This is a genomic window from Variovorax sp. 10L426 (assembly GCF_056395305.1).
The window spans coordinates 156,085-182,784 of the sequence record NZ_JBFTJF010000012.1; the positions used below are offsets into that span (position 1 = coordinate 156,085).

Consider the following 26,700-nt stretch of genomic DNA (forward strand, 5'->3'; position numbering starts at 1 on the left):
ACGAACGGTAGGAGAGTCCTGACCACCGGAGGGGGCGCCTTCCGGCGATGGATTCGACCGCCAGCAAAGACCATGGACTCCTGCAAACATCCTGCCCTAGGAGAAGTCCATGTCTCTTTCACTGATTCTGCTGATCATCCTGATCCTGATGCTGGTGGGCGCGCTGCCGAGCTGGGGCTACAGCCGCAGTTGGGGTTATGGTCCCAGCGGCGGCTTGGGCCTGGTGCTCTTGGTCGTGGTCGTGCTGCTCCTCATGGGACGGATATAGATCCAGCCGCGGCATCCGCCGGCAAGGCCCGCTTCGGCGGGCTTTTTTTCAGCTTTCGAGTTGCACCCAGAGCTTGTCGAGCCGCTTCACGCTCACCGGCTGTGGCGTGCGCAGTTCCTGTGCGAAGAAGCTCACGCGCAACTCTTCGAGCAACCAGCGGAACTCGCCCATCCGCTCGTCGACCGCGCCCTTGCGCTCCGCGAACAGGCGCCAGTAGCGCTGCTCCTGTGGCCGCAGTTCGGCCAGGCGCTGCGCATCGCGCGCCGGATCGCCGCGCAGCTTGTCGAGCCGGAGTGTGATGGCCTTGAGGTAGCGCGCGAAATGCTGCAGGCGCGACCATGGCGTATCGGCAATGAATCGCTTGCCGACCAGCCTTTGCAACTGCTGCATGGCATCGGCGGTGGCAGTGGGCTGATTCTTCGTGTCCTTGATCTTTCGCGCGGCGACGGCGTATTCGGCCAGGATGACACCCGCCAGCCGCGCAACCTCGTTGGCGATCAGCGTGAGTCGCCCGCGCCCCTCGTCCACTCGCCGCCTGAAGCCGGCCTCGTCGGTCGGCAACGGGTCCTGAATGAACGCGCGGTCGAGCGCCACGTCGATGATCTGCGCACGCAGTTCCTCGGACGTGCCCAACGGCATGTATGCGACCGCCATTTTCTGCAGATCGGGAATGTTCTTCTCGAGGTACTTGAGCGCGTCCTTGATCTGCAGCGCGAAGAGGCGGCGCAGCCCATGGCGGTGCTTCGCGGCTGCCACGGCGGGCTCGTCGAAGACTTCGATCGTCACAGCGTCACCGCCGTCGACCAGCGCGGGGAAGCCGATCAGCGATTGCGAACCTCGCCGCACTTCCATGAGCTCCGGCAATTCGCCGAAGGCCCATGCCGTGTAGCGCTGCCCGGCTGGCAAGGCCGGCGTCGCCGCAGGGACGTCCGGTCTTTCCGAATTCTTCGCCTGGCCATCGCCCTCCGCAGCTGATGGCCGCGCCGGCGCGGCCTTGACGTTGAGCCCTGCCAACGCTTGGAAAGCACCTCGCGCCTGTGCCCCCAGTTCCGCCCTCAAGGCTCCGAGGTTGCGGCCCATGCCAAGCTGGCGGCCGTGTTCGTCGACCACACGCAGGTTCATGAACAGGTGCGGCGGCAGCATGTCGAGCTTGAAGTCGGCGCGCTTCACATCGAGGCTGGTGTGGTCGCGCACGCGCTTCAGCAGGACGTCGGTCAGTGATCCGTGGCCGAAGACCTCGGCCGCGGAAAGTTCATCCGCCAAGCGAGCGGCCGATTCAGGCAGCGGCACCAGCCGGGCGCGCGGCTTCTGCGGCAGGCTCTTGAGCAACGCCTGGACTTTGTCTTTCAGCATGCCGGTCACCAGCCATTCGCAACGCTCTTCGCTCACCTGGTTCAGGACGAAGAGTGGGACGGCGACTGTCAGCCCGTCCTTGGCGTCGCCCGGTTCGTGCAGATAGGTCGCCGCGCAGTCCACGCCGCCCAGTCGCAGGGTCGGCGGAAACGATTGCGTGGTGATGCCGGCGGCCTGGTGCCGCATCAGTTCGTCGCGCGTCAGGTAGAGCAGCCGTGGCTGGGCCCTCGACTGCGCGCGGTACCAGTTCTCGAAAGTGATGCCGCTCGACACATCCGGCGGTAGTTGGGCGTCGTAGAAGGCGTAGATCAGTTCGTCGTCGACCAACACGTCCTGCCGCCGCGACTTGTGCTCCAGCCCTTCGACCTCCCGCACCAACTTGCGGTTGGCGGCGAGAAAAGGCAGCTTGCTCTCCCACTGGCCACCGACCAGCGCCTCACGCATGAAGATCTCGCGCGCGGCGACAGGGTCGACCTTGCTGAAATCGACACGCCGCCCGCTGTAGACGACCAAGCCGTAGAGCGTGGCGCGTTCCAGCGCGGCAACCTGTGCGCCCTTCTTCTCCCAGTGCGGATCGAGCAATTGCTTTTTCAGCAGATGGCCTGCGACCTGCTCGAGCCATTGCGGCTCGATATTCGCGATGCCGCGGCCGAAGAGGCGCGTGGTCTCGACCAGTTCCGCGCAGACGATCCAGCGCCCGGGCTTTTTCTTGAGATGCGCGCCGGGATGCCGGTAGAACTTGATGCCGCGCGCACCGAGGTAGGCCTCGTCGTCTTCGAGCTTCCAGCCGACATTGCCGAGCAGGCCCGAGAGCATCGAGAAATGCAATGCCTCGTAGCCGGCTGGCTGGGCGTTGATGCGCCACTTGTGCTCCGTCACCACCGTGAGCAACTGCGAATGGATATCGCGCCATTCGCGCACGCGCCGGACGTTGATGAAGTTCTGGCGCAGCAGTTGTTCGTACTGCCGGTTGCTGAGCTTGTGCGTGTCGCCATGGCCGCCGCGCGCGTCGTGAATCCACTTCCAGAGGCGCAGATAGCCGCTGAACTCGCTCTTCTCGTCGTCGAACTTGGCATGTGCCTGGTCAGCCTGCTGCTGGGCGTCCATCGGCCGGTCGCGGACATCCTGCACCGACAAGGCGCTCGCGATCACCAGCACTTCTTCCAGCGCGCCGCGCGCGCGCGCCTCCAGGATCATCCGCCCCACCCGAGGATCGAGCGGCAGCTTGGACAGTTCTGCGCCGGTGGCCGTCAGCTCATTGGCGTCATCCACGGCGCCCAGTTCGTTGAGCAACTGATAGCCGTCGGCGATCGCGCGCCGCTGCGGCGCTTCCAGAAAGGGAAAGCGCTCGACGTCGCCCAAGTGCAGCGACTTCATGCGCAGGATCACGCCCGCCAGCGATGAGCGCAGGATTTCCGGGTCGGTGAAGCGCGGCCGGCCCTCGAAGTCCTTCTCGTCGTACAGGCGGATGCAAATACCGTCGGCCACCCGGCCGCAGCGTCCCGCGCGCTGGTTGGCCGCGGCCTGGCTGATCGGCTCGACCAGCAACTGCTCGACCTTGCTGCGGAAGCTGTAGCGCTTGACGCGCGCCGTGCCGGCGTCGATGACGTAGCGAATGCCCGGCACGGTCAGCGACGTTTCGGCAACGTTGGTCGCCAGCACGATCCGCCGGCCGGTGTGGCCGTCGAAGATGCGATCCTGCTCTGCTTGGGAGAGCCGTGCGAACAGCGGCAGCACTTCGGCGTTGCGCATCACCGGTTGGTGGCTCAGGTGCTTGCGCAAATGGTCGGCCGCCTCGCGGATTTCGCGCTCGCCGGGCAGGAAGACGAGGATGTCGCCGGCGTTGTGCGGATCGCGCCAGAGTTCGTCGACGCCGTCGGCGATGGCATCGTTGAGGTCGTAGTCCCGCGATTCCTCGAAGGGCCGGTAGCGCTGCTCCACCGGATAGGTCCGCCCCGACACCATGATCGTCGGCGCAGGCCCCTTCGCCGAGGCGAAATGCTGCGCAAATCGATCGGCATCGATCGTGGCTGAGGTCACGATCACCTTCAGGTCCGGCCGGCGCGGGAGGATTTCGCGCAGGTAGCCCAGCAGGAAGTCGATGTTGAGCGAGCGCTCGTGCGCCTCGTCGATGATGAGCGTGTCGTAGGCCTTGAGCAGCGGATCGGTCTGCGTTTCCGCCAGCAGGATCCCGTCGGTCATCAGCTTGACCGATGCATCGCGCGACAGGCGATCCTGGAATCGCACCTTGAAGCCGACCACATCGCCCAGCGGGGTCTTCAATTCTTCGGCGATGCGCTTGGCGACGGACGAAGCGGCGATGCGGCGCGGCTGCGTATGGCCGATCAGCCGGCCCTTGCCGGGCGGCGCATTGAGTTTGCCCCGACCCAGCGCCAGGGCAATCTTTGGCAACTGGGTGGTTTTGCCCGAACCCGTCTCGCCGCAGACGATCACGACCTGGTGCGCGTCGATGGCGGCCATGATTTCGTCGCGCCGGGCCGACACCGGCAGGGATTCAGGGAACTCGATTCGAAGAGGAGACGAAGACAAGGCGGGCAGTTCGGGGAAAATCGCCGATTATCTTGCGACCGGCCTTTTCGTCCTCCTGCTCCTGCCAATGTCCACCGTCTTCAACTTCACTTTCGTGCCCTGGTTTCGCTCGGTCGCGCCCTACATTCACATGCACCGTGGCAAGACCTTCGTGGTCGCCATGGCCGGCGAGGCGATTGCAGCCGGCAAGTTGCAGAACATCGCGCAGGACCTGGCGCTGATCCAGAGCATGGGTGTCAAGGTGGTCCTGGTGCACGGATTCCGGCCCCAGGTCAACGAACAACTGCATGCCAAGGGCCACGAGGCGAGGTACTCGCACGGTATCCGCATCACCGACGGGGTCGCGCTGGACTGCGCCCAGGAAGCCGCGGGGCAACTGCGTTACGAGATCGAGGCCGCCTTCAGCCAAGGCCTGCCCAACACGCCGATGGCAGGCTCGACGATCCGCGTGATCTCGGGCAATTTCATCACCGCGCGGCCGGTCGGCGTGGTCGACGGCGTCGATTTCCAGCACTCGGGTCTCGTGCGCAAGGTCGACGCCGCCGGAATCCGCCGCGCGCTTGAATTCGGTGCGATGGTGCTGATGTCGCCTTTCGGCTTCTCGCCGACCGGTGAAGCCTTCAACCTGACCATGGAAGAAGTCGCGACCAGCGTGGCGATCTCGATCCAGGCGGACAAGCTGATCTTCCTGACCGAGATTCCGGGCATTCCGGTCGACACCAGCCTGCCAGTCAGCGAAGACAACCCGGTCGACACCGAATTGCCGCTCGACGAGGCGAAAAAGCTGCTCGCCACCCTCTCGCGGCCGCAGCGACCGACGGACGCAGCCTTCTATCTGCAGCATTGCGTGAAGGCCTGCGAGGCCGGCGTCGAGCGCAACCACATCCTGCCGTTCAGCGTGGATGGATCGCTGTTGCTGGAGGTCTACGTGCACGACGGCATTGGCACCATGGTGATCGACGAAAAGCTCGAATCGCTGCGCGAAGCGACGGCGGACGACATCGGCGGCATCCTGCAGTTGATCGAGCCCTTCGAGCGCGACGGCACGCTGGTGAAGCGCAGCCGCACGGAAATCGAGCGCGACGTCGGCCAGTACACGGTGATCGAGCACGACGGCGTGATCTTCGGCTGCGCGGCGCTGTATCCCTATCCGGAAGCCAAGACGGCCGAAATGGCGGCGCTGACCGTGTCGCCACAGTCGCAGGCGCAGGGCGACGGCGAGCGCATCCTCAAGCGCGTCGAGCAGCGCGCCAAGGCCCAGGGACTCGAAAGCATCTTCGTGCTGACGACGCGCACCATGCACTGGTTCCTGAAGCGGGGCTTCCAGCAGGTGAACCCCGACTGGCTGCCCGAGGCACGCAAGCGCAAGTACAACTGGGACCGCAAGAGCCTGGTGCTGGTCAAGAAACTTTGAGCTCGCCCCCAGGCTCCGCGCACTTCGTGTCGCTTCGCCAACCCCCTGCCGGGGGCAACACCGGCGGCCCGGCAAAGCCGGTTCCGCGGTGTTCCCCGGAGGGTCGAATCAGTTGGCACTTTGCTACCCACGCTCCCTGATAATTCGAGCCCATGAATCCCCTGCTCGCCAAACTGCAGCCTTACCCCTTCGAGCGGCTGCGCCAACTTTTTGCGGGCGTCACGCCGAACCCCGAATTCGCGCCCATCAGCCTGGGCATCGGCGAGCCCAAGCATCCGACGCCCTCCTTCATCAAGGAGACACTCTCCAACAGCCTGGGCGCCCTCGCGGTGTATCCGGCGACTGCCGGCGAACTCAAGCTGCGCCAATCTTTCACCGGCTGGCTGCAGCGCCGTTACGGGCTGGACCTGGACGCGGCCACCCAGGTGCTGCCCATCAATGGATCGCGCGAGGCGCTCTTCGCGCTGGCCCAGACCGTCGTCGATGCGACCCGATCGCCGACCCCGGTGGTGCTGTCGCCCAATCCGTTCTATCAAATCTACGAAGGCGCGGCCTTCCTGTCGGGCGCCGAGCCGTACTACGTGCCCAGCGTGCCGTCGCGCAATTTCGCGGTCGACTGGGACAGCGTGCCGGCGGACGTCTGGGCGCGCACGCAGCTCGTGTTCGTCTGCTCGCCCGGCAATCCGACCGGCGCCGTGATGCCGCTGGACGAGTGGCAAAAGCTCTTCGCCCTGTCGGACCGGTACGGCTTCGTGATCGCCGCCGACGAGTGCTACAGCGAAATCTACTTCCGCGACGAACCGCCGCTGGGCGGACTCGAAGCGGCCGCGAAGCTTGGTCGTGGCGATTTCCGCAACCTCATCGCCCTCACCTCGCTGTCCAAGCGCAGCAACGTGCCGGGCCTGCGCAGCGGCTTCGTGGCGGGTGACGCCTCCATCATCAAGTCCTTCCTGCTCTATCGCACCTATCACGGCAGCGCGATGAGCGGCACGGTGGCCGCGGCCAGCATCGCCGCCTGGAACGACGAAGCCCACGTGGTCGAGAACCGTGCCCAATACCGTGCCAAGTTCGCCGCCGTGACGCCGCTGCTCGAGCCGGTGCTCGACATGCGCCTGCCCGACGCGAGCTTCTATCTCTGGGCCGGCGTCCCTGCCTCGTGGCAAGGCGACGACCCGGCCTTCGCCCGGGCGCTCTACGCTCAATACAATGTGACGGTGCTGCCCGGCAGCTATCTCGCCCGCGACGTGGCCGGCACCAATCCCGGCCGCGGGCGCATCCGGATGGCGCTGGTAGCCGATACGGCCGAGTGCACAGAAGCCGCCGAGCGCATCGTGAAATTCATCCAGAACTGAGCTTTTCCATGACCCAACAACTCCAGCAGATCATCGACGCCGCGTGGGAAGACCGCGCCAACATCTCCGCCACCAGTGCGCCGAAGGAAGTCCGCGATGCGGTCGAGCACGTGATCGCCGATCTCAACAACGGCACCCTGCGCGTCGCAACCCGCGAAAGCGTCGGTCAATGGACCGTGCACCAGTGGATCAAGAAGGCCGTGTTGCTGTCGTTCCGCCTGCGTGACAACGAGCAGATGCAGGCCGGCTCGCTCGGCTTCTACGACAAGGTGCCGACCAAGTTCTCGCACCTGTCGGCCGGCGAACTGAAGGAAGCCGGCGTGCGCATCGTGCCGCCGGCCGTCGCGCGCCGCGGCAGCTACATCGCCAAGGGCGCGATCCTGATGCCTTCGTACGTGAACATCGGGGCCTATGTCGGCGAAGGCACCATGGTCGACACCTGGGCCACCGTCGGCTCCTGCGCGCAGATCGGCGCCAACGTACACCTGTCCGGCGGCGTCGGCATCGGCGGCGTGCTGGAGCCGCTGCAGGCCGGCCCGACCATCATCGAGGACAACTGCTTCATCGGTGCGCGCTCCGAAGTGGTCGAAGGCGTGGTGATCGAGGAAAACTCGGTGCTGTCGATGGGCGTCTACATCGGCCAGAGCACGCCGATTTATGACCGCACCACGGGCGAAGTGACCTATGGCCGCGTGCCGGCAGGCTCGGTCGTCATCAGCGGCACCTTGCCGAAGGACAACGGCAAGTACAGCCTGTACGCAGCAATCATCGTCAAGCGCGTCGATGCGCAAACCCGCGCAAAGACGTCGCTCAACGATTTGCTGCGCGACTAAGAAAAGTACGCGGACGGCCGCCTGAGGGGGCGGCCCGATGCGAGGCCAGTTTTACAACCAAGAGTCGAGGAGAGAGAGCCGATGAACACGATGGAGCGAATTCTTCGTTTGATGGCAGAACGCAAGGCGTCTGATATCTACCTTTCGGCCAACTCTCCGGCGTTGATCCGGATCAACGGCAACTGTATGCCGATCAACGCGCAGGTGCTTCCCCCCGAAGCCCCCCTCAGCCTGCTGGCCGAAGTCGTGCACGAAAGCCGCATCGCCGAGCTGGAACGCACCGGCGAGCTCAACATGGCGATCGGCCTCGACGGTGCCGGCAACTTCCGCATCAGCGCGATGCGCCAGCGGGGCAGTTATGCCGTGGTGGTGCGGCACATCGCCTCGGTCATTCCGTCCTTCGAAGACCTGAACCTGCCCGAGATTCTCAAGACGCTCGTGATGGAAAAGCGCGGGCTCATCCTCATGGTCGGCTCGACCGGCGCCGGCAAGAGCACCACGCTGGCTTCGATGCTCGACTACCGCAACGAGAATGCCACCGGCCACATCCTGACGGTCGAGGAACCGATCGAATTCACCTTCACCAACAAGAAGTCGATGGTGAACCAGCGCGACGTGGGTAGCGACACGCAGTCGCTCCAGATCGCGCTCAAGAACGCGTTGCGCCAGGCGCCTGACGTGATCCAGATCGGCGAGATCCGCGATCGCGAGACGATGACGGCCGCGATCGCCTACGCGCAATCGGGCCACCTCTGCGTCGCCACGCTGCACGCCAACAACAGCTATCGGGCGCTGAACCGGATCCTGAGCTTCTATCCGGTGGAAGTACGGGCCACCCTGCTGGGGGACCTCGGCGGCGCCTTGCGCGCCATCGTCGCCCAACGCCTGTTGCGCACGCCGAACGGCGCGCGCGTGCCGGCGCTCGAAGTGCTGCTGAACACCGCGCTGGTGGCCGAGCACATCGGCAAGGGCGACTTCTCGGCGGTCAAGGAAGCCATGGAGCAGTCCATGGCCGAAGGGTCTCAGACCTTCGAGGAAGACATCGCCCGCCTGATCACCGAAAATCTCGTCACCCGCGAGGAAGGCTTGGCGCAAGCCGATTCGCCGACCAACCTGATGTGGCGCCTGCAGAACCGCAAGGCACCCGCCGCGCGGCACGAAGAACGCTCCATCCTCGACCAGGTCGAGGAACCCACATTCACTGACATCACGCTCGACGTGCGTCTGTGAGCCAACTGCCCTTTCGATGTCCCGAACGCTCCAGCTTGCCGAACAACTGATTTCACGACCCTCGGTCACCCCCGACGACGCGGGGTGCCAGGGCCTACTCGGCGAACGCCTGGCACGGCTTGGATTCCAGCTCGAAACCATCGAAAGCGGCCCTTCGGACTTCCGGGTGACCAACTTGTGGGCGGTGCGCCCCGGCGCTGCAGGCAGCGAGTCGCGCACGATCGCCTTTGCGGGCCATACCGACGTCGTGCCAACCGGTCCGCTCGAACAGTGGACCAGCCATCCTTTCACACCCACGCACCGCGACGGCAAGCTCTACGGCCGCGGCGCTTGCGACATGAAGACGTCGCTGGCTGCCTTCGTCGTCGCGATCGAGGAATTCCTCGCCGCCACGCCGAACCCTCGCCTGTCCCTGGCCCTGCTGCTGACCAGCGATGAGGAAGGCCCCGCGAACGACGGTACCGTCGTGGTTTGCAACGCGCTGGCTGCGCGCGGCGAGCGCATCGACTACTGCATCGTCGGCGAACCCACCGCCGTCGAGCGCTGCGGCGACATGATCAAGAACGGCCGCCGCGGCACCATGAGCGGCAAGCTGACCATCAAGGGCGTGCAGGGGCATATCGCCTATCCGCATCTGGCGAAGAACCCCGTGCACGCGTTCGCGCCGGCCCTGGCCGAACTGGTCGCCATCAACCAGGCCGGCGGCTGGGACAGCGGCAACGCCTACTTCCAGCCGACCAGCTGGCAGATCAGCAACATCCACGCAGGCACCGGCGCCAGTAATGTGATTCCGGGCGCGGCGGTGATCGACTTCAATTTCCGCTTTTCGACCGAATCCACACCCGAATCGCTGCAACAACGCGTCCACGCGGTGCTCGATACGCACGGCCTGGACTACACCCTCGCCTGGACCATCGGCGGCCTGCCCTTTCTCACGACGCCGGGCGAACTGGTCGAGGCGGTGCAGCAGGCCATCCGCGACGAAACCGGCATCGAGACCGAACTGTCGACGAGCGGCGGCACCAGCGATGCGCGATTCATCGCCAAGATCTGCAAGCAGGTGGTGGAACTGGGGCCGACCAACGCCAGCATCCACAAGATCGACGAGCACATCGCGGTCGCCGAGATCGAGCCGCTCAAGAACATCTACCGCCGCACCCTGGACAGGCTCGAAGCACTGCTTCACGTATGAGCACTGTCATCGAACTGATCGAGGCCGGTGCCCAGCAGCTGGCCGATGCGGGCGTTTCCTTTGGGCACGGTACGAGCAACGCGTTCGACGAAGCCGTCTGGCTCGTACTTTGGCGCCTTGGCCTGCCGCTCGACGATCTGGACGGCGTCGCGGATCGCCCTGTGGCGCCTGCCGACGCTGCGCGCATCGCCGCGCTCTTTGCGCAACGCATCGAGACGCGAAAGCCCGCCGCCTATCTGACCAGGGAAGCGTGGCTGCAAGGCATGCCCTTCTACGTCGACGAGCGCGCCATCGTCCCGCGAAGCTTCATCGCCGAACTGCTGGCCGACGGCAGCATCGACCCGTGGCTCGGCGAACATACGCGCAACGTGCTCGACCTGTGCACCGGCAACGGCAGCCTCGCGGTGCTGGCGGCGATGACCTATCCGGACGTCACCGTCGATGCCGCCGATCTTTCCACCACGGCGCTCGAAGTCGCTGCGATCAACGTGACGCGGCATCAGCTCGACGCGCGCATCACGCTGATTGAATCCGACGGCCTGGCCGGCGTGCGCGGCCCCTACGACCTCATCCTCTGCAATCCGCCCTACGTCAACGCGCAGAGCATGAGCGCCCTTCCCGCCGAATATCGCGCCGAGCCCGAACTGGCCCTGGCCGGAGGCGCCGACGGCATGGATTTCATCCGCCGGCTGCTCGCCGAAGCGCCGGCCCGGATGAGCGAATCCGCCGTGCTGGTCCTCGAGATCGGCAACGAACGCCCCTACTTCGAAGCGGCCTTTCCGCAGCTCGAAGTGATGTGGCTCCCTACGAGCGCGGGAGAAGACCACGTCCTGCTGGTCCCGCGCGAGTCTCTCAAATGAAGCTCGCCCCCAGGCTGCGCGCACTTCGTGTCGCTTCGCCACCCCCCGGCCGGGGGCAACACCAGCGGCCCGGCGGAGCCGGCTCCGCGGTATTTCTGGCCTCGCGCGCGCCAGTCTCATGCGTCTCACATCGCACGATGCGTGGTGGAAAACTGAAATGATCACCCTCAAGAACGTCATCCTGCGCCGCAGCGCCAAAGTGCTGCTCGACGGCGCCAGCGTCACCATCAATCCCGGCGAAAAGGTCGGCCTGGTGGGGCGCAACGGCGCCGGCAAGTCGACCTTGTTCGCGCTTTTCAACGGCTCGCTTCATGAAGATGGGGGCGACTTCTCCCTGCCGAAGCAGTGGCGCATGGCGCAGGTCGCGCAGAACATGCCCGAAACCGACGAGTCCGCGACCGATTTCGTGGTTGGCGGCGACACCCGGCTGGTCGAGTTGCGCGAGGCGCTCGCCCTCGCCGAAGCCGGCCACGAGGCCGACCCCGACGATCACGATATGGGCATGGCCCTGGCCCACGCCTACACCGATCTGGCCGATGCCGGTGAGCATGACGCCGTGCCTCGCGCCCAGGCGCTGATCCTGGGGCTGGGTTTCAAGGTGCACGAACTCGACCAGCCCGTCAACAGCTTCTCCGGCGGATGGCGCATGCGGCTTCAGTTGGCACGCGCGCTGATGTGTCCGAGCGACCTGCTGCTGCTTGATGAACCGACCAATCACCTGGACCTCGATGCGCTCGTCTGGCTGGAAGCATGGCTGCAGAAGTACGCCGGCACGATGATCGTGATCAGCCATGACCGTGAATTCCTCGATGCGGTGACCGACGTGACGCTGCACATCGAGCACGCCAGACTCACCCGCTACGGCGGCAACTACAGCGCCTTCGAAACCCTGCGCGCCCAGCAGATGGAACTGCAGCAATCCGCCTTCGCCAAGCAGCAGGACAAGATCGCCCATCTGCAGAAGTTCATCGACCGCTTCAAGGCCAAGGCCAGCAAGGCCAAGCAGGCACAGAGCCGGGTCAAGGCGCTGGAGCGCATGGAAAAGGTCGCGCCGCTGTTGGCCGAAGCCGACTTCAGCTTCGAGTTCAAGGAGCCGGGCAACATCCCGAACCCGATGCTCTCGATCAGCGATGCGAGCTTCGGCTACCGGAGCGAGGACGAGCTGCCCAAGATCATCCTGACCGGCGTCAACCGCTCGGTGTTGGCCGGCCAGCGCATCGGCATCCTGGGCGCCAACGGCCAGGGCAAGTCGACGCTGGTCAAGACCATCGCGCGCGAAATGGGCGCTCTCGCCGGCACGGTCACCGAGGGCAAGGGCCTGAACATCGGCTACTTTGCGCAGCAAGAGCTTGACGTTCTACGTCCGCAGGACACGCCGCTCGAACACATGGTCCGCATGGCGCGCGAACTCGGGTCGACGGTCAAGGAGCGCACGGGCGAGCAGGATCTGCGCGGGTATCTCGGCAGCTTCAACTTCAGCGGTGACATGGTGAAGCAGGCGGTCGGCACGATGAGCGGCGGCGAGAAGGCGCGGCTGGTGCTGGCGATGATGGTCTGGCAACGCCCCAACCTGCTGCTGCTCGACGAACCCACCAACCACCTGGATCTGGCAACCCGCGAAGCCCTCGCGGTGGCGCTGAACGAGTTCGAAGGCACGCTGATGCTGGTGAGCCACGACCGGGCACTGCTGCGATCGGTCTGCGACGAGTTCTGGCTGGTCGGCCGCGGCAAGGTCGGCGACTTCGACGGCGACCTCGACGACTACCAGCGCTACCTGCTGGACGAGGCAAAGCGCCTGCGCGAAGAAGCCAAGCTGGCAACCCGCGAAGCTGCTGCGGCCGAAGAAGAGGTCGCGCCACCGGTGCAAGTCGCGAAGGCCCCAGCGCCAGCCGCCCAGGAGGCGACCCTTTCCGGCAAGGACCAGCGCAAGCAGGACGCACAGGAACGCCAGCAACGCAGCGAGCAGGCCAGACCGCTCAAGCGGGAGCTCGCACAAGTCGACCAGCGATTGGCGGCTGCCGGCAGCGAAAGGGCGTCCATCGAGCAACGGCTTGCGCAACCGCTCCCCGCTGCTGAAATCGCCGAGGCCGGCAAGCGACTGAAGGCACTCAACGACGAGATCGAGCAACTCGAGGAACGCTGGCTGACCCTGTCGGGTCAACTGGAAGCGCTCGCCGCCTGATAATGCACGCGGCATGTCTTCCGCCTTCGATCTCGCCCAAGGTGACCCGCAACTGATTGCGGCCATCCGCCGCAGCCGCCGCCTGTTGAGCCGCAAGGCCCTGATGGCTGCCGCGGTGGGCGCGGTCCCTATTCCGGGCATCGACTGGGCGGCCGACGCCACCCTCCTCTCGCGCGTCATTCCGCAGATCAGCGCGGAATTCGGTCTGTCGGTCACGCAACTCGACCGCCTCGCTCCCTACGACCGCGAACGCATCCAGAAAGCAGCCACGGCTGTCGGCGCATTGCTCGTGGGCAGGCTGCTCACGCGAGAGTTGCTGATCAGCCTGGCCCGTCACGCCGGCTTCCGGATGACGGCGAGGCAGGCTGCGAGGTACGTTCCCATCGTCGGACAGGTTGTATCCGCAACACTCAGTTACGCGGCGCTCCGAGCATTGGGGGAATTGCACATCAAGGATTGCGTGAAAGTCGCCCAATCTGTCCGTCATCTCTTGCCACCGCCGGACGCGCCGATCAAGCCCCGGCCCGAAGGACCGAAGCCGCCTTCCCGTCTGGGCGGCGTCTGGAATCGCCTCAAATTGCGTTAGCAAGTACGGGGTTATTTGTCCATGACGCCCTGTTGGACTCCCGCGACACCTGATGCAACACTGGTGTGCAAGCGGTGGATAATGCGCCGAAGCCACATGGGTCAGGCTGGTGTCAGTTCTTGGGAGCGTAGGTTCGGATCAAAAAAGATCCACTCCGCACGACGGTTTTTCGGAGGAGCGGAATATATGAATGAGACAGACCTTGCAGCGTCGGTAGAGCGGCTGATGGCCCGAGTCGACTACTACCTGCATTGTGAATTGGACGAAGAGTATGACCACGACAGACCGGAGACTGCGCGCCGGCTGCTGGAAGCTGCACTTCGACAAGAACTGATTCGCGCCGGTGCGGTCGGCATCGTCTCCACCATCGCAGTTTCACGAGAGCCGTCGATGCACGGCAACGACGCAACCGCGGGCTGACCCGCCATAGAAGACAAGCATACAAATCGGGCCGCATCAGCGGCCTGATTCGTTATGGAGGCCTGGGGAGCGCTCCCATGCAACGAATGCCTCTTCGCCGCTAGACTCCACGCCGTGTGCGCCACCGCGCATCAACCCGCTGATCGCTGAAGGCAAATGCCCCATGGCTGAGTCCCGATCTCGACCCCTGTCCAAGCACGCGCCGCGTGCCGACAGCAAACTGCGCGATCCGCGCGAGCGGCTGGTCGACGCTGGCCTGCGATTGAACGCACTTCGCAGCGCCCAAGAGGTGTACACGCTGTTGGTCGACGAGGCCGCCCGGCTCATTGGCGCGCAACGTGTGCTGCTGGTGCTCGAGACCGACGCCGGCCTGCACAACGCCGGCGCGGCCCTGCCGCCTCGCGAAGACGCTGCCAAGCTGCTCGATGCCATCACGCCCTGGCTGACCGAAACACGCCGCAGCCGCAAGGCGACCCTGCGGCATGGCCCCGAGGGCGCCAAAGCCGTCGAACAGCGCTCGTGCCTCATCGCGCCGTGGGTCGTGCAACAGGAACTGTTCGGCTATCTCTACGCCGACATCGAAGGCCCTTTCGGACGTTTCGACCGCGCAGACCGCGACTTCCTCGACACCCTGGCGCATCAGGCCGCAAGCGCCCTGGCAAACATCCGCATCCAGCAAGACCTCCGGCGTGAATTGACCGACCGCGCGAGCGCGCTCGGGCAGCGTTCCAACGAACTCACGCTCATCAACAGCATCCAGCAAGGCATGGCGGCCAAGCTGGGATTCCAGGCCATCGTCGACCTCGTGGGCGACAAGCTGCGCGAACTGTTCGACACCGGCAATCTGAACATCGTGTGGTGGGACGACAAGACCAACCTGGTCCAGGTGCTCTACCGCTACGAACACAACCGCCCCCTCCCGCTGCTGCCGGCGCGGCCCCTGCAGCCGGACGAGCCGTTGGCGGGATTGCTGCGCACGCGCCATGCCGGTGCGGCCAACACGCGCGAGGAGCAGACCCGGATAGGCCTTCGTCCCGCGCCCGGAACGGACTGGGCGCTTTCAGTCTGTGCCGTCCCGATCATCGGCCGCGATCGCGCCCTGGGCATCATCTCGCTGCAGAACCATGAACGCGAATACGCCTTCGGGGCGCATGAGCTCCGCCTGCTCGAAACGGTGGCGGCCAGCACGGGCCTGGCGCTGGAGAACGCACGCCTGCTCGATGAGACCGAGCGCCGAGGCCGCGAGATGGAAGACGCGCTCGCCCACCAGACCGCCGCGGCCGAGGTGCTGCAGGTCGTCGGCAGCTCGGTGGCCGACCCCGGGCCCGTGTTCGACAAGATCCTCGAATGCTGCGCGCGCCTGTTCGACGGCAGCTCTTTCGCCCTGATGATGACCGACGACCAGGGGAACCTCGAGCTGACACGCTGGCTGATGACGGCGGCCGGTCGCGCCGCGATGAACGGCGAACGTCTGGCCGAGCTTGCCGAGCAGATGCAGTCGAACTACCCGATGTCGCTGGCTGGAACCTCGGCTGAACGATCCTTTCGCACCGGCGATCTCGTGGAAATCCCCGACGTACTGAACGATCCCGCCGCGCCGCCGGTGTTGCGCCGCCATGCTGCGCATGCGGGGACGAGCTTCGCGAATCTGTCGGCGCCGCTGATCTGGGAAGGCCGCGGCATCGGCATCCTGAGCATGCAGCGCGCCGAGGTCGGCCCGTTCCGGCCCAGCGAGCGCGCCCTGCTCAAGACCTTCGCCGACCAGGCCGTCATCGCGATCCAGAACGCGCGCCTGTTCAACGAGACGCAAGTCGCGCTGCACAAGGTCGAGGAGCGCACCGCCGAGCTGACCGAGTCGCTCGAATACCAGACTGCCGTCAGCGATGTTCTGCGCGTCATCAGCGAATCGCCCACCGATGTGACGCCGGTGTTCGAGGCCATCCTGGACTGCACCATGTGGCTGTTCGAGGGGCCGGCGTCCGCGGTATTCACCTTCGATGGACGCATGGTGCACCTGGCCGCGACCCGCAACTGGTCCGCGGAGGCATTGGAGGCCGCGCGAGCGGTGTGGCCCGCACCGCCCGACCCGCGCCAGCTGAACGGCCGAGTCATCGTGGAGCGAAGGGCCCTGAACATCGAGGACGCGTGGTCGGATCCGAACTACGACCGCAGACTGGCGAACAGCGGGAACAGGCGCCGGGTGATCGGCGCGCCAATGCTCAAGGACGGCGCGCCGATCGGCGTGATCACGACCGCTTGGCCGGAACCCGGCCCTACGCCGCAACGGCAGATCGACCTGCTCAAGCTGTTCGCCGACCAGGCCGTGATTGCAATCGAGAACGTGCGGCTGATCAATGAAACCCGCGAGGCGCTCGAGCGCCAGACGGCCACCGCCGACATCCTGGCCGTCATCAGCGGTTCACCGACTGACGTGCAGCCCGTGTTTCAAGCCATTGCCAGGCATGCGCGGTTGTTGTGCAAGGCACAGGTGGGTGCTACGTCGTATCTGGAGGGCGGCGTGGTGCATCTGGCCAGCGTGTGCGGCACGTCTACAGAAACCGAAGCGGCGATGCGCAACGTGTTTCCGGTGGCGCTCGAACTGGCACCGCCCAATCTGCAACGCGCGATTCGCGAACTTGCGCCGGTCCAGATTCCCGATGTGCGCGTCGAACCGGGTTACCCCGACGTCGAGGCCGCACAACGGATGGGTTTTCGCAGCATCATGTCCGTGCCCCTTCTTCACGAAGGACGGGCGATCGGCACCATCGGCGTGGCGCGCGAAGAGCCGGGGTTGTTTCCCGACACGGCGGTCGCGCTGCTGCAGACCTTTGCCCGCCAGGCGGTGATCGCCATCGAGAACGTGCGCCTGTTCAGGGAGACTCGGGAGGCGCTGGAGCAGCGCACCGCCAGCGCCGACGTGCTGCAGGTCATCAGCAGTTCGGTCGCCGACACCGCGCCGGTCTTCGACAAGATCCTGGAGAGTTGCGCCCACCTGTTTCGCAGTTCCGAACTGGGCATCCTGACCATCGACGAGGAGAACCAGATGCTGCGTTCCGCCGCCTACCGCGGCGAGGCTGAGCACGCAGTGAAGCGCATTTTCCCGCTGCCCTTGCGCGACGAGGAGGTCCATCGGGCGATCCGCGACAACCGCGTGCTGCGCTATGCCGACGTGATGAACGGGGCCGACACACCCAAGGGCGTGCGCAATGTCGCAGTCATGCTCGATATCGGCAACTACTCGCAAGTCTTCGCGCCCATGCAGTGGGAAGGCCGGGGTATCGGCACGCTGTACGTCATCCGCCGACCGCCGCAGCCCTTCAGTGAGCAGGAAGCCGCGCTGCTGAAGACCTTCGCCGACCAGGCCGTGATCGCGATCCAGAACGCGCGGATGTTCAACGAGACCGCCGAAGCGCTGGAACGGCAGACGGCGACCGCGGACATCCTGAAGGTCATCGCAAGCTCACCCGCCGACGTGCAGCCGGTATTCGCCGCCATCGTGCACAGCGCGCGGCAATTGATTGACGGCTTTTCCGCGACGTTGGTGCGCCGCATCGGGGATTCGGTCCACCTTGCTGCCTTTACACCCACCACCGAGGAAGGCGACCAGGCGCTGAAGAACTTCTTCCCCGCGCCGGTGGCGTCCGACTACTTCATCGACCAGACGCTGGCAACCGGCGAGCCGCTTGTCTGCGAAGACACCGAGTCGAATACCCAGATCTCGGAGGCATTACGTGAACTCGCGCGGCGCAGGGGATGGCGAGGCCAGGCCGTTGTGCCGCTGGTGCATGAAGGCTTGCCCATCGGCCTGATCAGCGTGACACGAAAGGCGGCCGGTCCGTTCCCCAGGCACCAGATCGAACTTCTCAAGACCTTTGCGGACCAGGCCGTGATCGCGATCGAGAACACGCGGCTTTTCAACGAGACGCAGGAAGCGCTCGAACAACAGACCGCCACAGCGGACGTCCTGCAAGTCATCAGCGAATCGATGGAGAACGCGCAGCCGGTGTTCGACAAGATCCTGGAGAGTTGCCAGCGCCTGTTCTCCGGCTCGCAGCTCGGCATTTCGCTGATGGGCGACAACGACGGGCTCGTGCACCTGGCAGCGCATCGCGGATCCGCCCGCGAAACGCTGGAGCGCTTCTATCCCCGGCCCATCGACCATTCGCCCTTCGGCGACTCCATGGCCGGGCCCGAGGTCCTTCACCTTCCGGACGTGCTCGCCGAACCGTATCTGCCTGATTTCATGCGCGAGGTGGCCGACCAGATGGGCAACTTCGCGATCCTGATTGCGCCACTGGTGTGGGAAGGCAAGTACATCGGTTCGATCCACGTCGCGCGCCAGCCGCCGGAGGCGTTCACCTGCAAGGAAATCAAGCTGCTCGAAACCTTCGCCGACCAGGCGGTGATCGCGATCCAGAACGCGCGCCTGTTCAACGAGACCAAGGAAGCGCGCGCAGCGGCCGAGGCCGCGAATGAAGCCAAGAGCGCGTTCCTCGCCACGATGAGCCACGAGATCCGCACGCCGATGAACGCCGTGATCGGCATGAGCGGTCTGCTGCTCGACACGCCGCTCGACACCGAGCAGCACGACTACGTCTCCACCATCCGCGATTCGGGGGATGCGCTGCTGACCATCATCAACGACATCCTCGACTACTCGAAGATCGAGGCCGGGCGCATGGATATCGAATCGCATCCGTTCGATCTTCGCGATTGCGTGGAGTCGGCACTCGACCTGGTCAGCACGCGCGCCGCCGAAAAGAAGCTCGACATCGCCTATGTGTTCGAAGGCGACATTCCGCTGGGCGTGAGCGGCGACCTCACGCGTCTGCGGCAAGTCCTGCTGAACCTGCTGAGCAATTCGGTGAAGTTCACCGAGGCCGGCGAGGTGGTGCTGACGGTCAGGTCGAGCCCCCTGCCTGCGGGCAAGGTCGGCCTGACCTTTGCCGTGCGCGACACGGGCATCGGCCTCTCGGCGCAAGGTATGAGCAGGCTGTTCCAGTCCTTCTCGCAGGCCGACTCCAGCACCACGCGCAAATACGGCGGTACCGGCCTGGGCCTCGCCATCAGCAAGCGCCTGGCCGAACTGATGGGTGGAACCATGTGGGTCGAGAGCGAAGGCCCGGGCAAGGGCTCGACCTTCTTCTTCACCATGGAAGCGCCGATCGCCGAGATGCCGCCGAGCAAGCGTCGCATCGTCACCGGCGTTCAGGCTGAACTCCAAGGCAAGCGGGTGCTGATCGTCGACGACAACGCGACGAACCGCCGCGTGCTCGCGCTGCAGACCGCCAAGTGGGGCATGGAATCGCGCGATGTCGAATCGCCGCGGGAGGCGCTGCAATTGCTCGACCAGGGCGAGCGCTTCGACCTCGCGATCCTCGACATGCACATGCCCGAGATGGACGGCATCGAACTGGCGCGGCGCATTCGTGCCAGCCATGCAACGCTTCCGCTCGTGCTCTTCAGCTCCCTGGGGCGGCGCGACGTGGGCGATGCCGAATCGCTTTTCAATGCTTTTCTGTCGAAGCCGATCCACCAATCGCAATTGTTCGACACCCTGGTGAGCCTGCTCGCACACGAGTCGGCCGCGAAGCCAGTCCCCAGCGCCGCGGCCAAGCCCCAGATCGATCCGACGATGGCGGCGCACCATCCGTTGCGGATCCTGCTGGCCGAGGACAACGCGGTGAACCAGAAGCTCGCGATGCGCCTGTTGCAGCAGATGGGCTACCGCGCCGACCTCGCTTCGAACGGCATCGAGGCGGTGGAATCCGTGCAGCGCCAGACCTACGACGTGGTGCTGATGGACGTGCAGATGCCCGAACTCGACGGGCTCGACGCCACCCGCCAGATCTGCACGCTGATGGAGGCCGACCGCCGGCCGCGCATCGTCGCGATGACCGCCAATGCCATGCAGGGCGACCAGGAGATCTGCATCGCCGCCGGCATGGACGACTATCTGACCAAGCCGATTCGCGTCGATCGGTTGGTCGAAGCCCTGCGCAATGTTCCGCCGCGCACTGACAGTTGAATGCGCGTTCCGCCCATCGACGTGACCAAAATTTGGGCGTAAGCTAGAAGAAGGTTCTACCTGTCGATCGTAAGACGCTCTTGTTTTGTTTTAGGAACAAGAAGCCGTTTGAGCGATTGAGGCCATTCTTGCGGCGGAGGACCGGTCCGGAACCCATCGATATCGACTGCGGAGACCGTATGGATCTGAGAAGCGAACAGCTGGCTGACGGCGTCGAAAAAATCAGTCTCGTCGGCCGCATGGACAGCATCGGCGGGCATGACATCGATACGCGCTTTGCCGCGCTCGTGGCGACCCGGAAGCTTCTCGCTGTGGTCGACCTCTCCGAAGTGTCGTTTCTGGCTTCCATCGGCATTCGCACGCTGGTCATCAATGCGAGGGCACAGTCCATGCGCGGTGGCGGCATGGCGCTGGCAAACCCTCAGCCCCTTGTTGCGGAGGTGCTCAAGATGGCAGGCATCGACACGATCATCCCGGTATACCCAGACGTCGACACAGCCTGCAGCGCGCTGATGGCGCTCGCCGAAAGCCGCTGATGTCCCCCAGCGACGGGGATCCAAGCGCATCCCTGATCGTCGGCAGCGAATTGCGCGAACTTTCGCGCGTGAGCGCCTGGATCCAGGATTGGGCAAAGAGTCAGCGACTTCCGGCAAAGGTCGCACAGAAGCTCGACCTCTGCTCGACCGAGGTGGTAACCAACATCATGAACTACGCGTGCAACGAACAGGCGCAGCGTATTCACCTGCACCTGGGCTGGCAAGGCGAAGACGTGGCCCTGGAGGTCGAGGATGAGGGCAGCGAGTTCGACCCTCGGAAGGTGCCGGAACCGGCCCCGGCCACCAACGTCCGCGACGCGCGCGTCGGTGGCTGGGGCATCCCCATTGTTCGCCGCTTCTCCGACGACCTGCGCTACCGCCACGAAGACGGACGCAACTGCCTGACGCTGCTCTTCCGAGCCGGAAAGCCACCATGACCGACCCCCTTGATTCCGGAGATTCGCATCACGACGCCGACGGCGTCGCCCTCTCAATCCACTACCGAGGAGATATTTCGATGGGAACTGCAGCCAAGAACTCACCAATGATCGATGCGCAAAGCGCACTGGCGGCCCAGGCGGCGCTCGCCACCCAGGGCAACGGCGCGGGCGAGGCGTCCGGCGTCGACAAGATGCGCGAATTGCTGTTCGGCAACCAGATGCAGGACTACGACAAGCGCTTTTCCATTCTCGAAGACCGCTTCCAGCAAAGGATGCGCGATCTGGAATCGGAGTCGTCCCGCAGCCTGACCAATCTCGAAACCACGATCAAGAAGCAGCTCGAATCGGTCGCCGGCCAGTTCCGCGAGGAAAAGGATCTGCGCGCCGACGCCGACAAGGAGCTGGAGCGCAGCTTGCGCGATCACACCCAGGCGCTGGAAAAGCGTCTGGCGCAGGTCTCGGACCAGCTGGCACGCCAGGAGCGCGACTTCACGGATCGCCTGAGCCATGAGGTCCAGGGCTTGCGGGAAGAGATGCGCAAGCGCCAGGACGACATGCGCGCGACGACCGAGCGGATGTTCGCCGAGCTCAGCAACGTCAAGACCGATCGCAATCTGCTCGCGGGACTGTTTGTCGAGATCGCCAAATGCCTGAACCAGGACGTATCGCCCAAGGGCAGCAACGGCAGCGAGCGCGGATGAGCGCCGGGACGGGTGCGCGGTGAACGCACGCCTGTCGCTGGCTCCGACGAGCACCCCCGGCAGCCCGGCTGATGAGGACCGGAGCCGGCGGCTGGCCGGACTTTTGCTGGAGCTGGCCCGTTGCGTCAACCCGGACGTGGCCGCGACGGTGCCGAGTTCCCTGGACCACGATCCGCGGTTGGAGGCCTTGCGCGGCGTGCTGCTCGAACGCGAGCAGGTGGCCCTGGCGAGACTGCAACAGAAATTCGACGATCCGCGCGAATTCGCCGATGCGGTGGGCGCGGTGCTGCCCGCCGCCTTCACGCTGGCGGCGGAGCAGGACGACCGCCTCGGCCAGGTGATCGCCCCCACGGTCGAACGCGCCACCCAGGCGTCGATCCGGAAGAACCCGGGCACGATGGTCGACATCCTCTACCCCGTCATGGGGCCGGCGATTCGCAAGGCCATCGCCGAGACCCTGGAGGGCACGCTCCAATCAGTCAACCAGGCGCTCAAGCACAGCCTGTCATGGCGCGGCCTCAAGTGGCGCATCGAGGCCTGGCGCACCGGCAGCACCTTCGGCGACGTGGTTCTCAAGCACACGGCCGTGTTCCGGGTCGAGCACCTTTTCCTCATCCATCGCAAGACCGGCCTGCTGCTTGCGCACGTCGCCAGGGACGATGCGACGACACGAGACCCGCAGTTGGTCTCGGCGATGCTCTCCGCGATTCAGGATTTCGTGCGCGATTCGTTCGACGAATCCGGCAGCGGCGGCACGAGCGGGCGCGGCATCGACAGCCTCCGGCTGGGCGACTTGTTGCTGTGGTGCGAAGAAGGCCCGTTGGCTTTCCTCGCCGCGGTGATCCACGGCAATCCGCCCGCCATGGTGCGTACCCGGATCGGGGAAACGCTGGGAGTCATCCACAGCGAATGGCGCAACGAACTCGAAGACTTCGAAGGCGACACCGACCCCTTCGAGGCCGCCGGCGAGCGCCTGCGCCCCTGCCTGTTGTCCCAGACCTCGGAGACGCACAGGAAGTTTTCGCCGCTGCTCTGGATCATCCCCTTGGCACTGCTGCTGGCGCTGGGCTACTGGCTCGCGCAACGGATCATCGAGAGTCGCCGCGTCGATGCCTATGTCTCTGCGCTGCAGGATCAGCCGGGCATCGTCGTGACGGCCGCCGATCGCCGCGACGGAAAGTGGTTGGTGTCCGGGCTCCGCGACCCGCTGGCCATGCCGCCGGAAGCGCTGCTGGAAAAGTCGCGTCTGGATCCCTCGCGCGTCGTCGGCCGGTGGGAGCCCTACCAGGCACTGCATCCGGCCATCATGCTGAAGCGGCTGCAGGCGACCTTGAATCCGCCGCCGACGGTCAAGCTCGCCCAGGATGCCGGCGGCATTCGCGTCACTGGCAGTGCCACTCAACAGTGGACGGACAAGGCACGCACCTACCTGCTGACCTTGCCCGCCGGCGCCCCGAAAGTCGATCTCAGCGCCCTCAAGGACGTGGAGGATCCGACCTACGTTCACCTGCGCGACGCCATCCAGTCGCAGCTCATTCACTTCGATTTCGGCATGCCGCGACCTGCGGCAGACCAGGAGGGCAAGCTCGATGCCATCGCCAAGGACATGCGTGAATTGGTTCAGGTTGCCCGCGACTTGGGGTTCCCGGTGAAGGTCACCATCGTTGGCCATGCCGATGCCACAGGCAAGGACACCTCCAACCTCGCACTCAGCGTAGGCCGCGCGGAGGTCGTGCGTTCCATGCTGCGCGCGCGCGGGATCGATCAGGGCTTGCTCGCCGTGCGCGGCGCCGGCCCACTGGAACCCCTCCGGCCCGGCGCCAGCGAAGACGAGTTGTCGATGAATCGGCGCGTGTCCTTCGCCGTGACCACGGGCGAATAACCATGCTTCAAAAGAAGATCTGCCTGCTCGGAGCTTTCGGCGTCGGAAAGACCAGCCTGATACGCCGCTATGTCGACTCCATCTTCTCGGACGCCTACCTGACCACCGTCGGCGTGAAGATCGACAAGAAGGTATTGACCGTCGGCACGGAAGAGATCGCTCTCATCCTCTGGGACATCGCCGGCGAAGACGAGATCGCAGCCGTGCGCGTGAGCTACTTGCGCGGCGCCGCGGGCTATCTCCTCGTGGTGGACGGCACGCGGCCGGAGACGCTGGACACCGCGGAGTCCATCCAGAAGCGCATCACCGCGGAAATCGGCGCCGCGCCCTTCTTCGTGCTGCTCAACAAGGCGGACCTCGTGGAGGACTGGGCGCTCCCACCGGAACGGATCGAGGTGCTGGAGGCGGCGGGCTGGATCTTTCGCCGTACCAGCGCCAAGACGGGCGATAGCGTCGAAGAGACCTTCGCGGCACTGGCGGCGCGGCTTGCGCGATAGTCATGCTGGACCTGCCGACACGGATCTCCGATTCGCTTCTGCTGCTGCTCCATTCGCAGCGCGTTCTGGCGCACTTTGTCGTGGATGGCTCGTTGAACCTGGTGCAGGCCGGCGGACACCTGGAACACTACGGGCTGGCTGATCTTCGGTCCGGTGGCTGTGCATCCGACCAGATCCCGTTCCTCGAAGGCTTGCTGCCGCTGGCGGAGACCCCGTTTCTCATTCGCTCCATGGAAATGCCCAGCGGGCGCGTGGCAGACGTTCATTTCTTCGCGGATGACAACACCGTCTGGATTCTTCTGCTCGACGTGACGGCGGAATACGAGGAGGCCCGGCGCGTGCAGCAGAAGGCCTATGACATGACTTTGCTCAGCCAGCGCGAAGCTCGCCTCATCGCGCAGCTCGAATCGGCCAATGAGGAACTGACGCGGACCCATCGCGATCTCGCCGCATCCCGCGAAGACCTTCAACGCACCCACGACAGGCTGCAGCAGGAGTTGCGCGACGCCGAGCGCTACGTTCGCGCGATCCTGCCTGCGCCGCTGTCGGAGCCTTTGGTGGTCGACTGGCGCTTCGTTCCGTCGACCGAATTGGGCGGCGATTCGTTCGGCTACCACTGGGTCGATGACGAGCACTTCGCGCTCTACCTCATCGACGTCTGCGGCCACGGCGTAGGCTCCGCCCTCCTTTCCGTGGCGGTCGCCGACACGTTGCGCTCGGAGGCGCTTGCGCATATCGACTTTCGCAATCCCGGCGAGGTGCTCACGGCGCTCAATCTGGCCTACCAGATGGAAAGTCATGGCGAGCTGTTCTGCACCGTCTGGTACGGGGTCTACCATCGCAAGTCAGGCCGCCTGCGCTTCGCCTCTGCCGGACATCCGCCGGCCATCCTCGTGAGCGGACCTTGTGAAGCCCTTGGCGAGGGGAAACAACTCCAGGCATCGGGGCCTTGCGTTGGCATCTCCCCCACAGCCCGCTACCAGGAAGGAGAGTGCGTCTTGCAGTCCCCTGCACGGCTCTTCATCTTCAGCGACGGGACCTACGAAATCAAAAGGCCCGATGGGTCCATGCTGGAGTTCTCTGCGTTCACAGAGCTGCTCGCACGGCCGGTGCAGGACGGTCGGTCCGAGTTGGACAGCCTTCTGGACTACGCGCGGGATGCGCACGGGCCGGGTGTGCTCGAGGATGATTTCACGATCATCAAGATGGCGCTGTGAGGCCCGCGTCACGCGTCCTTGTCGCTCTCGCCCGGCTTCTTCCCCGTCCCTCGCAACTGCACAAGGCGCTGAAGTGAATCGAACCAGAACGGCGCTCCGAACAACACCGACAGCCCGGTCAGCAACCAGCCCGCCATCTGTTGCCATGTCTTCGGCGTTTGCAGGTCGAACGCCTTGACGCTGTCGGTTGTCCAGCCGACGGGCAGCTTGGCCATGGAGTCGACCACCGACGTGAGCGATTGGCCGTCGACCTTTCCGCTTGCGGCAATCTGCGCGGTATAGGCTGGGCGAGCCCATATCGCGCTGAAGACGCCGACGCTGTCGATGTTCAGCGCCGCAGCCACAGCCAGGCCAATGACGACAGACACGACTTGCGTGCGGCGCTTGTAAGACCCCGCCACACGTTCCATGCCGGAGTCGAACCAGGTGGAGAGCTGCGCTTCGAGCACAGCACGCTCTCCGTTTGCGCGCCGATACATCCCCGCCAGCATGCCCCGGATCTGGGGATCGCCGACGCTGTCGATGGCAGTCGCGAGGTTCGAGCCATCCTTGCCCGCCGCGGCGGCGTTGGTCTGGATACTGTCCAGCAACGCCTGGGCAAAGTGCAAAGGGTCCATGTACGACGGCTTGGCCTTCAGGTCTTTCTCGCTCGTGATCATCAAGGTGCCGCGCGGATTGACCAGGGCGTGCCGATAGATCGACAGCGCCAGGGAATTGAATTGCTGGTCGTTCAGCAGGTCCTTGACGCCCTTCAGCAGCCCCTTGGCACGCAAGCCCAGCATCGAAGCAATGGCCTCGTTGATCTGGCTCGTTATCAGGCTGACGGATGCAAAGCAGAACACCAACCCAATGGCAACTTCCAGCACTGTGCTGTTGAACATGTCAGGCCTCCGCGAGCATCTTGGCCGAACGTAGCCGAGAACATCGATTCGCGCATCTACAGGAAGAACTACAGCTTTTGCGCCATCGCCGCGGAAGCGGCGGCCCGTTGACCCGTTCGATCGACAGGCACGTATCGGAGCAGGAACCGGGATCGCAAACTTGGACACCCCTGGGCGGCTGCGATTGATCGCAAGTCCTCTTCTGGACAAGCACAAGTTTGTGTCAACGGTGTGACAAACATGTAAAAGAAAGTATTATCCATGCGTTGCGTCCTTTC

At 64.9% G+C, this 26,700-nt stretch carries 19 protein-coding genes; 17 read left to right on the forward strand and 2 right to left on the reverse strand.

Annotated features, from left to right (window positions below; all coding sequences use genetic code 11):
• Nucleotides 1-109 precede the first annotated feature (109 nt).
• The gene (locus tag AC1DHL_RS18685; protein ID WP_478102873.1) at nucleotides 110-268 is read left to right on the forward strand and encodes a DUF3309 family protein; all 159 of its coding nucleotides are present in this window, start codon (nucleotides 110-112) and stop codon (nucleotides 266-268) included.
• A 48-nt stretch (nucleotides 269-316) separates the two neighbouring features.
• On the opposite strand, the gene hrpA is transcribed toward AC1DHL_RS18685, so the two are convergent.
• On the reverse strand, nucleotides 317-4,102 hold the full coding sequence (gene hrpA, locus AC1DHL_RS18690) for an ATP-dependent RNA helicase HrpA (RefSeq protein WP_478162927.1): 3,786 nt from the start codon (nucleotides 4,100-4,102) through the stop codon (nucleotides 317-319).
• A 136-nt stretch (nucleotides 4,103-4,238) separates the two neighbouring features.
• On the opposite strand from hrpA, the gene argA reads away from it, so the two are divergent.
• The 16 genes from argA (at nucleotide 4,239) to AC1DHL_RS18770 (ending at nucleotide 25,541) form a co-directional block, all read left to right on the forward strand.
• Nucleotides 4,239-5,585 carry an amino-acid N-acetyltransferase gene (gene argA, locus AC1DHL_RS18695; protein WP_478162928.1) on the forward strand — a complete coding sequence of 449 codons (1,347 nt, stop codon included), beginning with the start codon at nucleotides 4,239-4,241 and terminating at the stop codon, nucleotides 5,583-5,585.
• A gap of 152 nt (nucleotides 5,586-5,737) precedes the next feature.
• Nucleotides 5,738-6,937 (forward strand): succinyldiaminopimelate transaminase, encoded by a 1,200-nt coding sequence (gene dapC / locus AC1DHL_RS18700; protein ID WP_478102869.1) that lies wholly within the window; start codon nucleotides 5,738-5,740, stop codon nucleotides 6,935-6,937.
• An 8-nt stretch (nucleotides 6,938-6,945) separates the two neighbouring features.
• On the forward strand, nucleotides 6,946-7,770 hold the full coding sequence (gene dapD, locus AC1DHL_RS18705) for a 2,3,4,5-tetrahydropyridine-2,6-dicarboxylate N-succinyltransferase (RefSeq protein WP_478162929.1): 825 nt from the start codon (nucleotides 6,946-6,948) through the stop codon (nucleotides 7,768-7,770).
• Between the two features lie 81 nt (nucleotides 7,771-7,851).
• The gene (locus AC1DHL_RS18710) at nucleotides 7,852-9,000 is read left to right on the forward strand and encodes a PilT/PilU family type 4a pilus ATPase (RefSeq protein ID WP_478102866.1); all 1,149 of its coding nucleotides are present in this window, start codon (nucleotides 7,852-7,854) and stop codon (nucleotides 8,998-9,000) included.
• Between the two features lie 16 nt (nucleotides 9,001-9,016).
• Entirely contained in the window at nucleotides 9,017-10,192 is a 1,176-nt protein-coding gene (dapE, locus tag AC1DHL_RS18715) for a succinyl-diaminopimelate desuccinylase (RefSeq protein WP_478162930.1), read from the forward strand.
• Nucleotides 10,189-11,052 (forward strand): 50S ribosomal protein L3 N(5)-glutamine methyltransferase, encoded by an 864-nt coding sequence (prmB, locus tag AC1DHL_RS18720; RefSeq protein ID WP_478162931.1) that lies wholly within the window; start codon nucleotides 10,189-10,191, stop codon nucleotides 11,050-11,052. Before dapE ends, prmB begins: the two co-directional genes overlap by 4 nt.
• A gap of 157 nt (nucleotides 11,053-11,209) precedes the next feature.
• On the forward strand, nucleotides 11,210-13,234 hold the full coding sequence (locus AC1DHL_RS18725) for an ABC-F family ATP-binding cassette domain-containing protein (protein WP_478102860.1): 2,025 nt from the start codon (nucleotides 11,210-11,212) through the stop codon (nucleotides 13,232-13,234).
• 13 nt (nucleotides 13,235-13,247) lie between these two features.
• Nucleotides 13,248-13,820 carry a hypothetical protein gene (locus tag AC1DHL_RS18730; protein ID WP_478102858.1) on the forward strand — a complete coding sequence of 191 codons (573 nt, stop codon included), beginning with the start codon at nucleotides 13,248-13,250 and terminating at the stop codon, nucleotides 13,818-13,820.
• 186 nt (nucleotides 13,821-14,006) lie between these two features.
• Nucleotides 14,007-14,240, forward strand: coding sequence for a hypothetical protein (locus tag AC1DHL_RS18735; protein ID WP_478102857.1), 234 nt, complete (start codon nucleotides 14,007-14,009; stop codon nucleotides 14,238-14,240).
• A gap of 163 nt (nucleotides 14,241-14,403) precedes the next feature.
• Nucleotides 14,404-20,268 (forward strand): GAF domain-containing protein, encoded by a 5,865-nt coding sequence (locus tag AC1DHL_RS18740; RefSeq protein ID WP_478162932.1) that lies wholly within the window; start codon nucleotides 14,404-14,406, stop codon nucleotides 20,266-20,268.
• 179 nt (nucleotides 20,269-20,447) lie between these two features.
• Nucleotides 20,448-20,804 (forward strand): STAS domain-containing protein, encoded by a 357-nt coding sequence (locus AC1DHL_RS18745; protein ID WP_478102853.1) that lies wholly within the window; start codon nucleotides 20,448-20,450, stop codon nucleotides 20,802-20,804.
• Entirely contained in the window at nucleotides 20,804-21,241 is a 438-nt protein-coding gene (locus AC1DHL_RS18750) for an ATP-binding protein (protein WP_478162933.1), read from the forward strand. Before AC1DHL_RS18745 ends, AC1DHL_RS18750 begins: the two co-directional genes overlap by 1 nt.
• On the forward strand, nucleotides 21,238-21,945 hold the full coding sequence (locus AC1DHL_RS18755) for a hypothetical protein (protein WP_478162934.1): 708 nt from the start codon (nucleotides 21,238-21,240) through the stop codon (nucleotides 21,943-21,945). The genes AC1DHL_RS18750 and AC1DHL_RS18755 overlap by 4 nt, the downstream gene beginning before the upstream one ends.
• A 19-nt stretch (nucleotides 21,946-21,964) precedes the next feature.
• Nucleotides 21,965-23,827 carry an OmpA family protein gene (locus tag AC1DHL_RS18760; RefSeq protein ID WP_478162935.1) on the forward strand — a complete coding sequence of 621 codons (1,863 nt, stop codon included), beginning with the start codon at nucleotides 21,965-21,967 and terminating at the stop codon, nucleotides 23,825-23,827.
• A 2-nt stretch (nucleotides 23,828-23,829) separates the two neighbouring features.
• Entirely contained in the window at nucleotides 23,830-24,324 is a 495-nt protein-coding gene (locus tag AC1DHL_RS18765; protein ID WP_478102845.1) for a Rab family GTPase, read from the forward strand.
• 2 nt (nucleotides 24,325-24,326) lie between these two features.
• A complete protein-coding gene (locus AC1DHL_RS18770) occupies nucleotides 24,327-25,541 on the forward strand; it encodes a PP2C family protein-serine/threonine phosphatase (RefSeq protein WP_478162936.1) in 1,215 nt (404 codons plus the stop codon).
• An 8-nt stretch (nucleotides 25,542-25,549) separates the two neighbouring features.
• Here AC1DHL_RS18770 and AC1DHL_RS18775 read toward each other — a convergent pair whose 3' ends face one another.
• Nucleotides 25,550-26,422, reverse strand: a complete 873-nt coding sequence (locus tag AC1DHL_RS18775) for a hypothetical protein (RefSeq protein ID WP_478162937.1) — start codon at nucleotides 26,420-26,422, stop codon at nucleotides 25,550-25,552.
• Nucleotides 26,423-26,700: the final 278 nt, after the last annotated feature.

Excerpts from the sequence above, each read along its gene's own strand:
- AC1DHL_RS18770 (WP_478162936.1), top strand. The coding sequence starts at position 24,327 with ATGCTGGACCTGCCGACACGGATCTCCGATTCGCTTCTGCTGCTGCTC.
- AC1DHL_RS18725 (WP_478102860.1), top strand. The coding sequence starts at position 11,210 with ATGATCACCCTCAAGAACGTCATCCTGCGCCGCAGCGCCAAAGTGCTG.
- AC1DHL_RS18775 (WP_478162937.1), bottom strand. The coding sequence starts at position 26,422 with ATGTTCAACAGCACAGTGCTGGAAGTTGCCATTGGGTTGGTGTTCTGC.
- AC1DHL_RS18745 (WP_478102853.1), top strand. The coding sequence starts at position 20,448 with ATGGATCTGAGAAGCGAACAGCTGGCTGACGGCGTCGAAAAAATCAGT.
- dapC (WP_478102869.1), top strand. The coding sequence starts at position 5,738 with ATGAATCCCCTGCTCGCCAAACTGCAGCCTTACCCCTTCGAGCGGCTG.
- argA (WP_478162928.1), top strand. The coding sequence starts at position 4,239 with ATGTCCACCGTCTTCAACTTCACTTTCGTGCCCTGGTTTCGCTCGGTC.
- AC1DHL_RS18685 (WP_478102873.1), top strand. The coding sequence starts at position 110 with ATGTCTCTTTCACTGATTCTGCTGATCATCCTGATCCTGATGCTGGTG.
- AC1DHL_RS18740 (WP_478162932.1), top strand. The coding sequence starts at position 14,404 with ATGGCTGAGTCCCGATCTCGACCCCTGTCCAAGCACGCGCCGCGTGCC.
- prmB (WP_478162931.1), top strand. The coding sequence starts at position 10,189 with ATGAGCACTGTCATCGAACTGATCGAGGCCGGTGCCCAGCAGCTGGCC.
- dapD (WP_478162929.1), top strand. The coding sequence starts at position 6,946 with ATGACCCAACAACTCCAGCAGATCATCGACGCCGCGTGGGAAGACCGC.
- AC1DHL_RS18710 (WP_478102866.1), top strand. The coding sequence starts at position 7,852 with ATGAACACGATGGAGCGAATTCTTCGTTTGATGGCAGAACGCAAGGCG.
- AC1DHL_RS18755 (WP_478162934.1), top strand. The coding sequence starts at position 21,238 with ATGACCGACCCCCTTGATTCCGGAGATTCGCATCACGACGCCGACGGC.
- dapE (WP_478162930.1), top strand. The coding sequence starts at position 9,017 with ATGTCCCGAACGCTCCAGCTTGCCGAACAACTGATTTCACGACCCTCG.
- AC1DHL_RS18730 (WP_478102858.1), top strand. The coding sequence starts at position 13,248 with ATGTCTTCCGCCTTCGATCTCGCCCAAGGTGACCCGCAACTGATTGCG.
- AC1DHL_RS18765 (WP_478102845.1), top strand. The coding sequence starts at position 23,830 with ATGCTTCAAAAGAAGATCTGCCTGCTCGGAGCTTTCGGCGTCGGAAAG.
- AC1DHL_RS18735 (WP_478102857.1), top strand. The coding sequence starts at position 14,007 with ATGAATGAGACAGACCTTGCAGCGTCGGTAGAGCGGCTGATGGCCCGA.
- hrpA (WP_478162927.1), bottom strand. The coding sequence starts at position 4,102 with ATGGCCGCCATCGACGCGCACCAGGTCGTGATCGTCTGCGGCGAGACG.
- AC1DHL_RS18750 (WP_478162933.1), top strand. The coding sequence starts at position 20,804 with ATGTCCCCCAGCGACGGGGATCCAAGCGCATCCCTGATCGTCGGCAGC.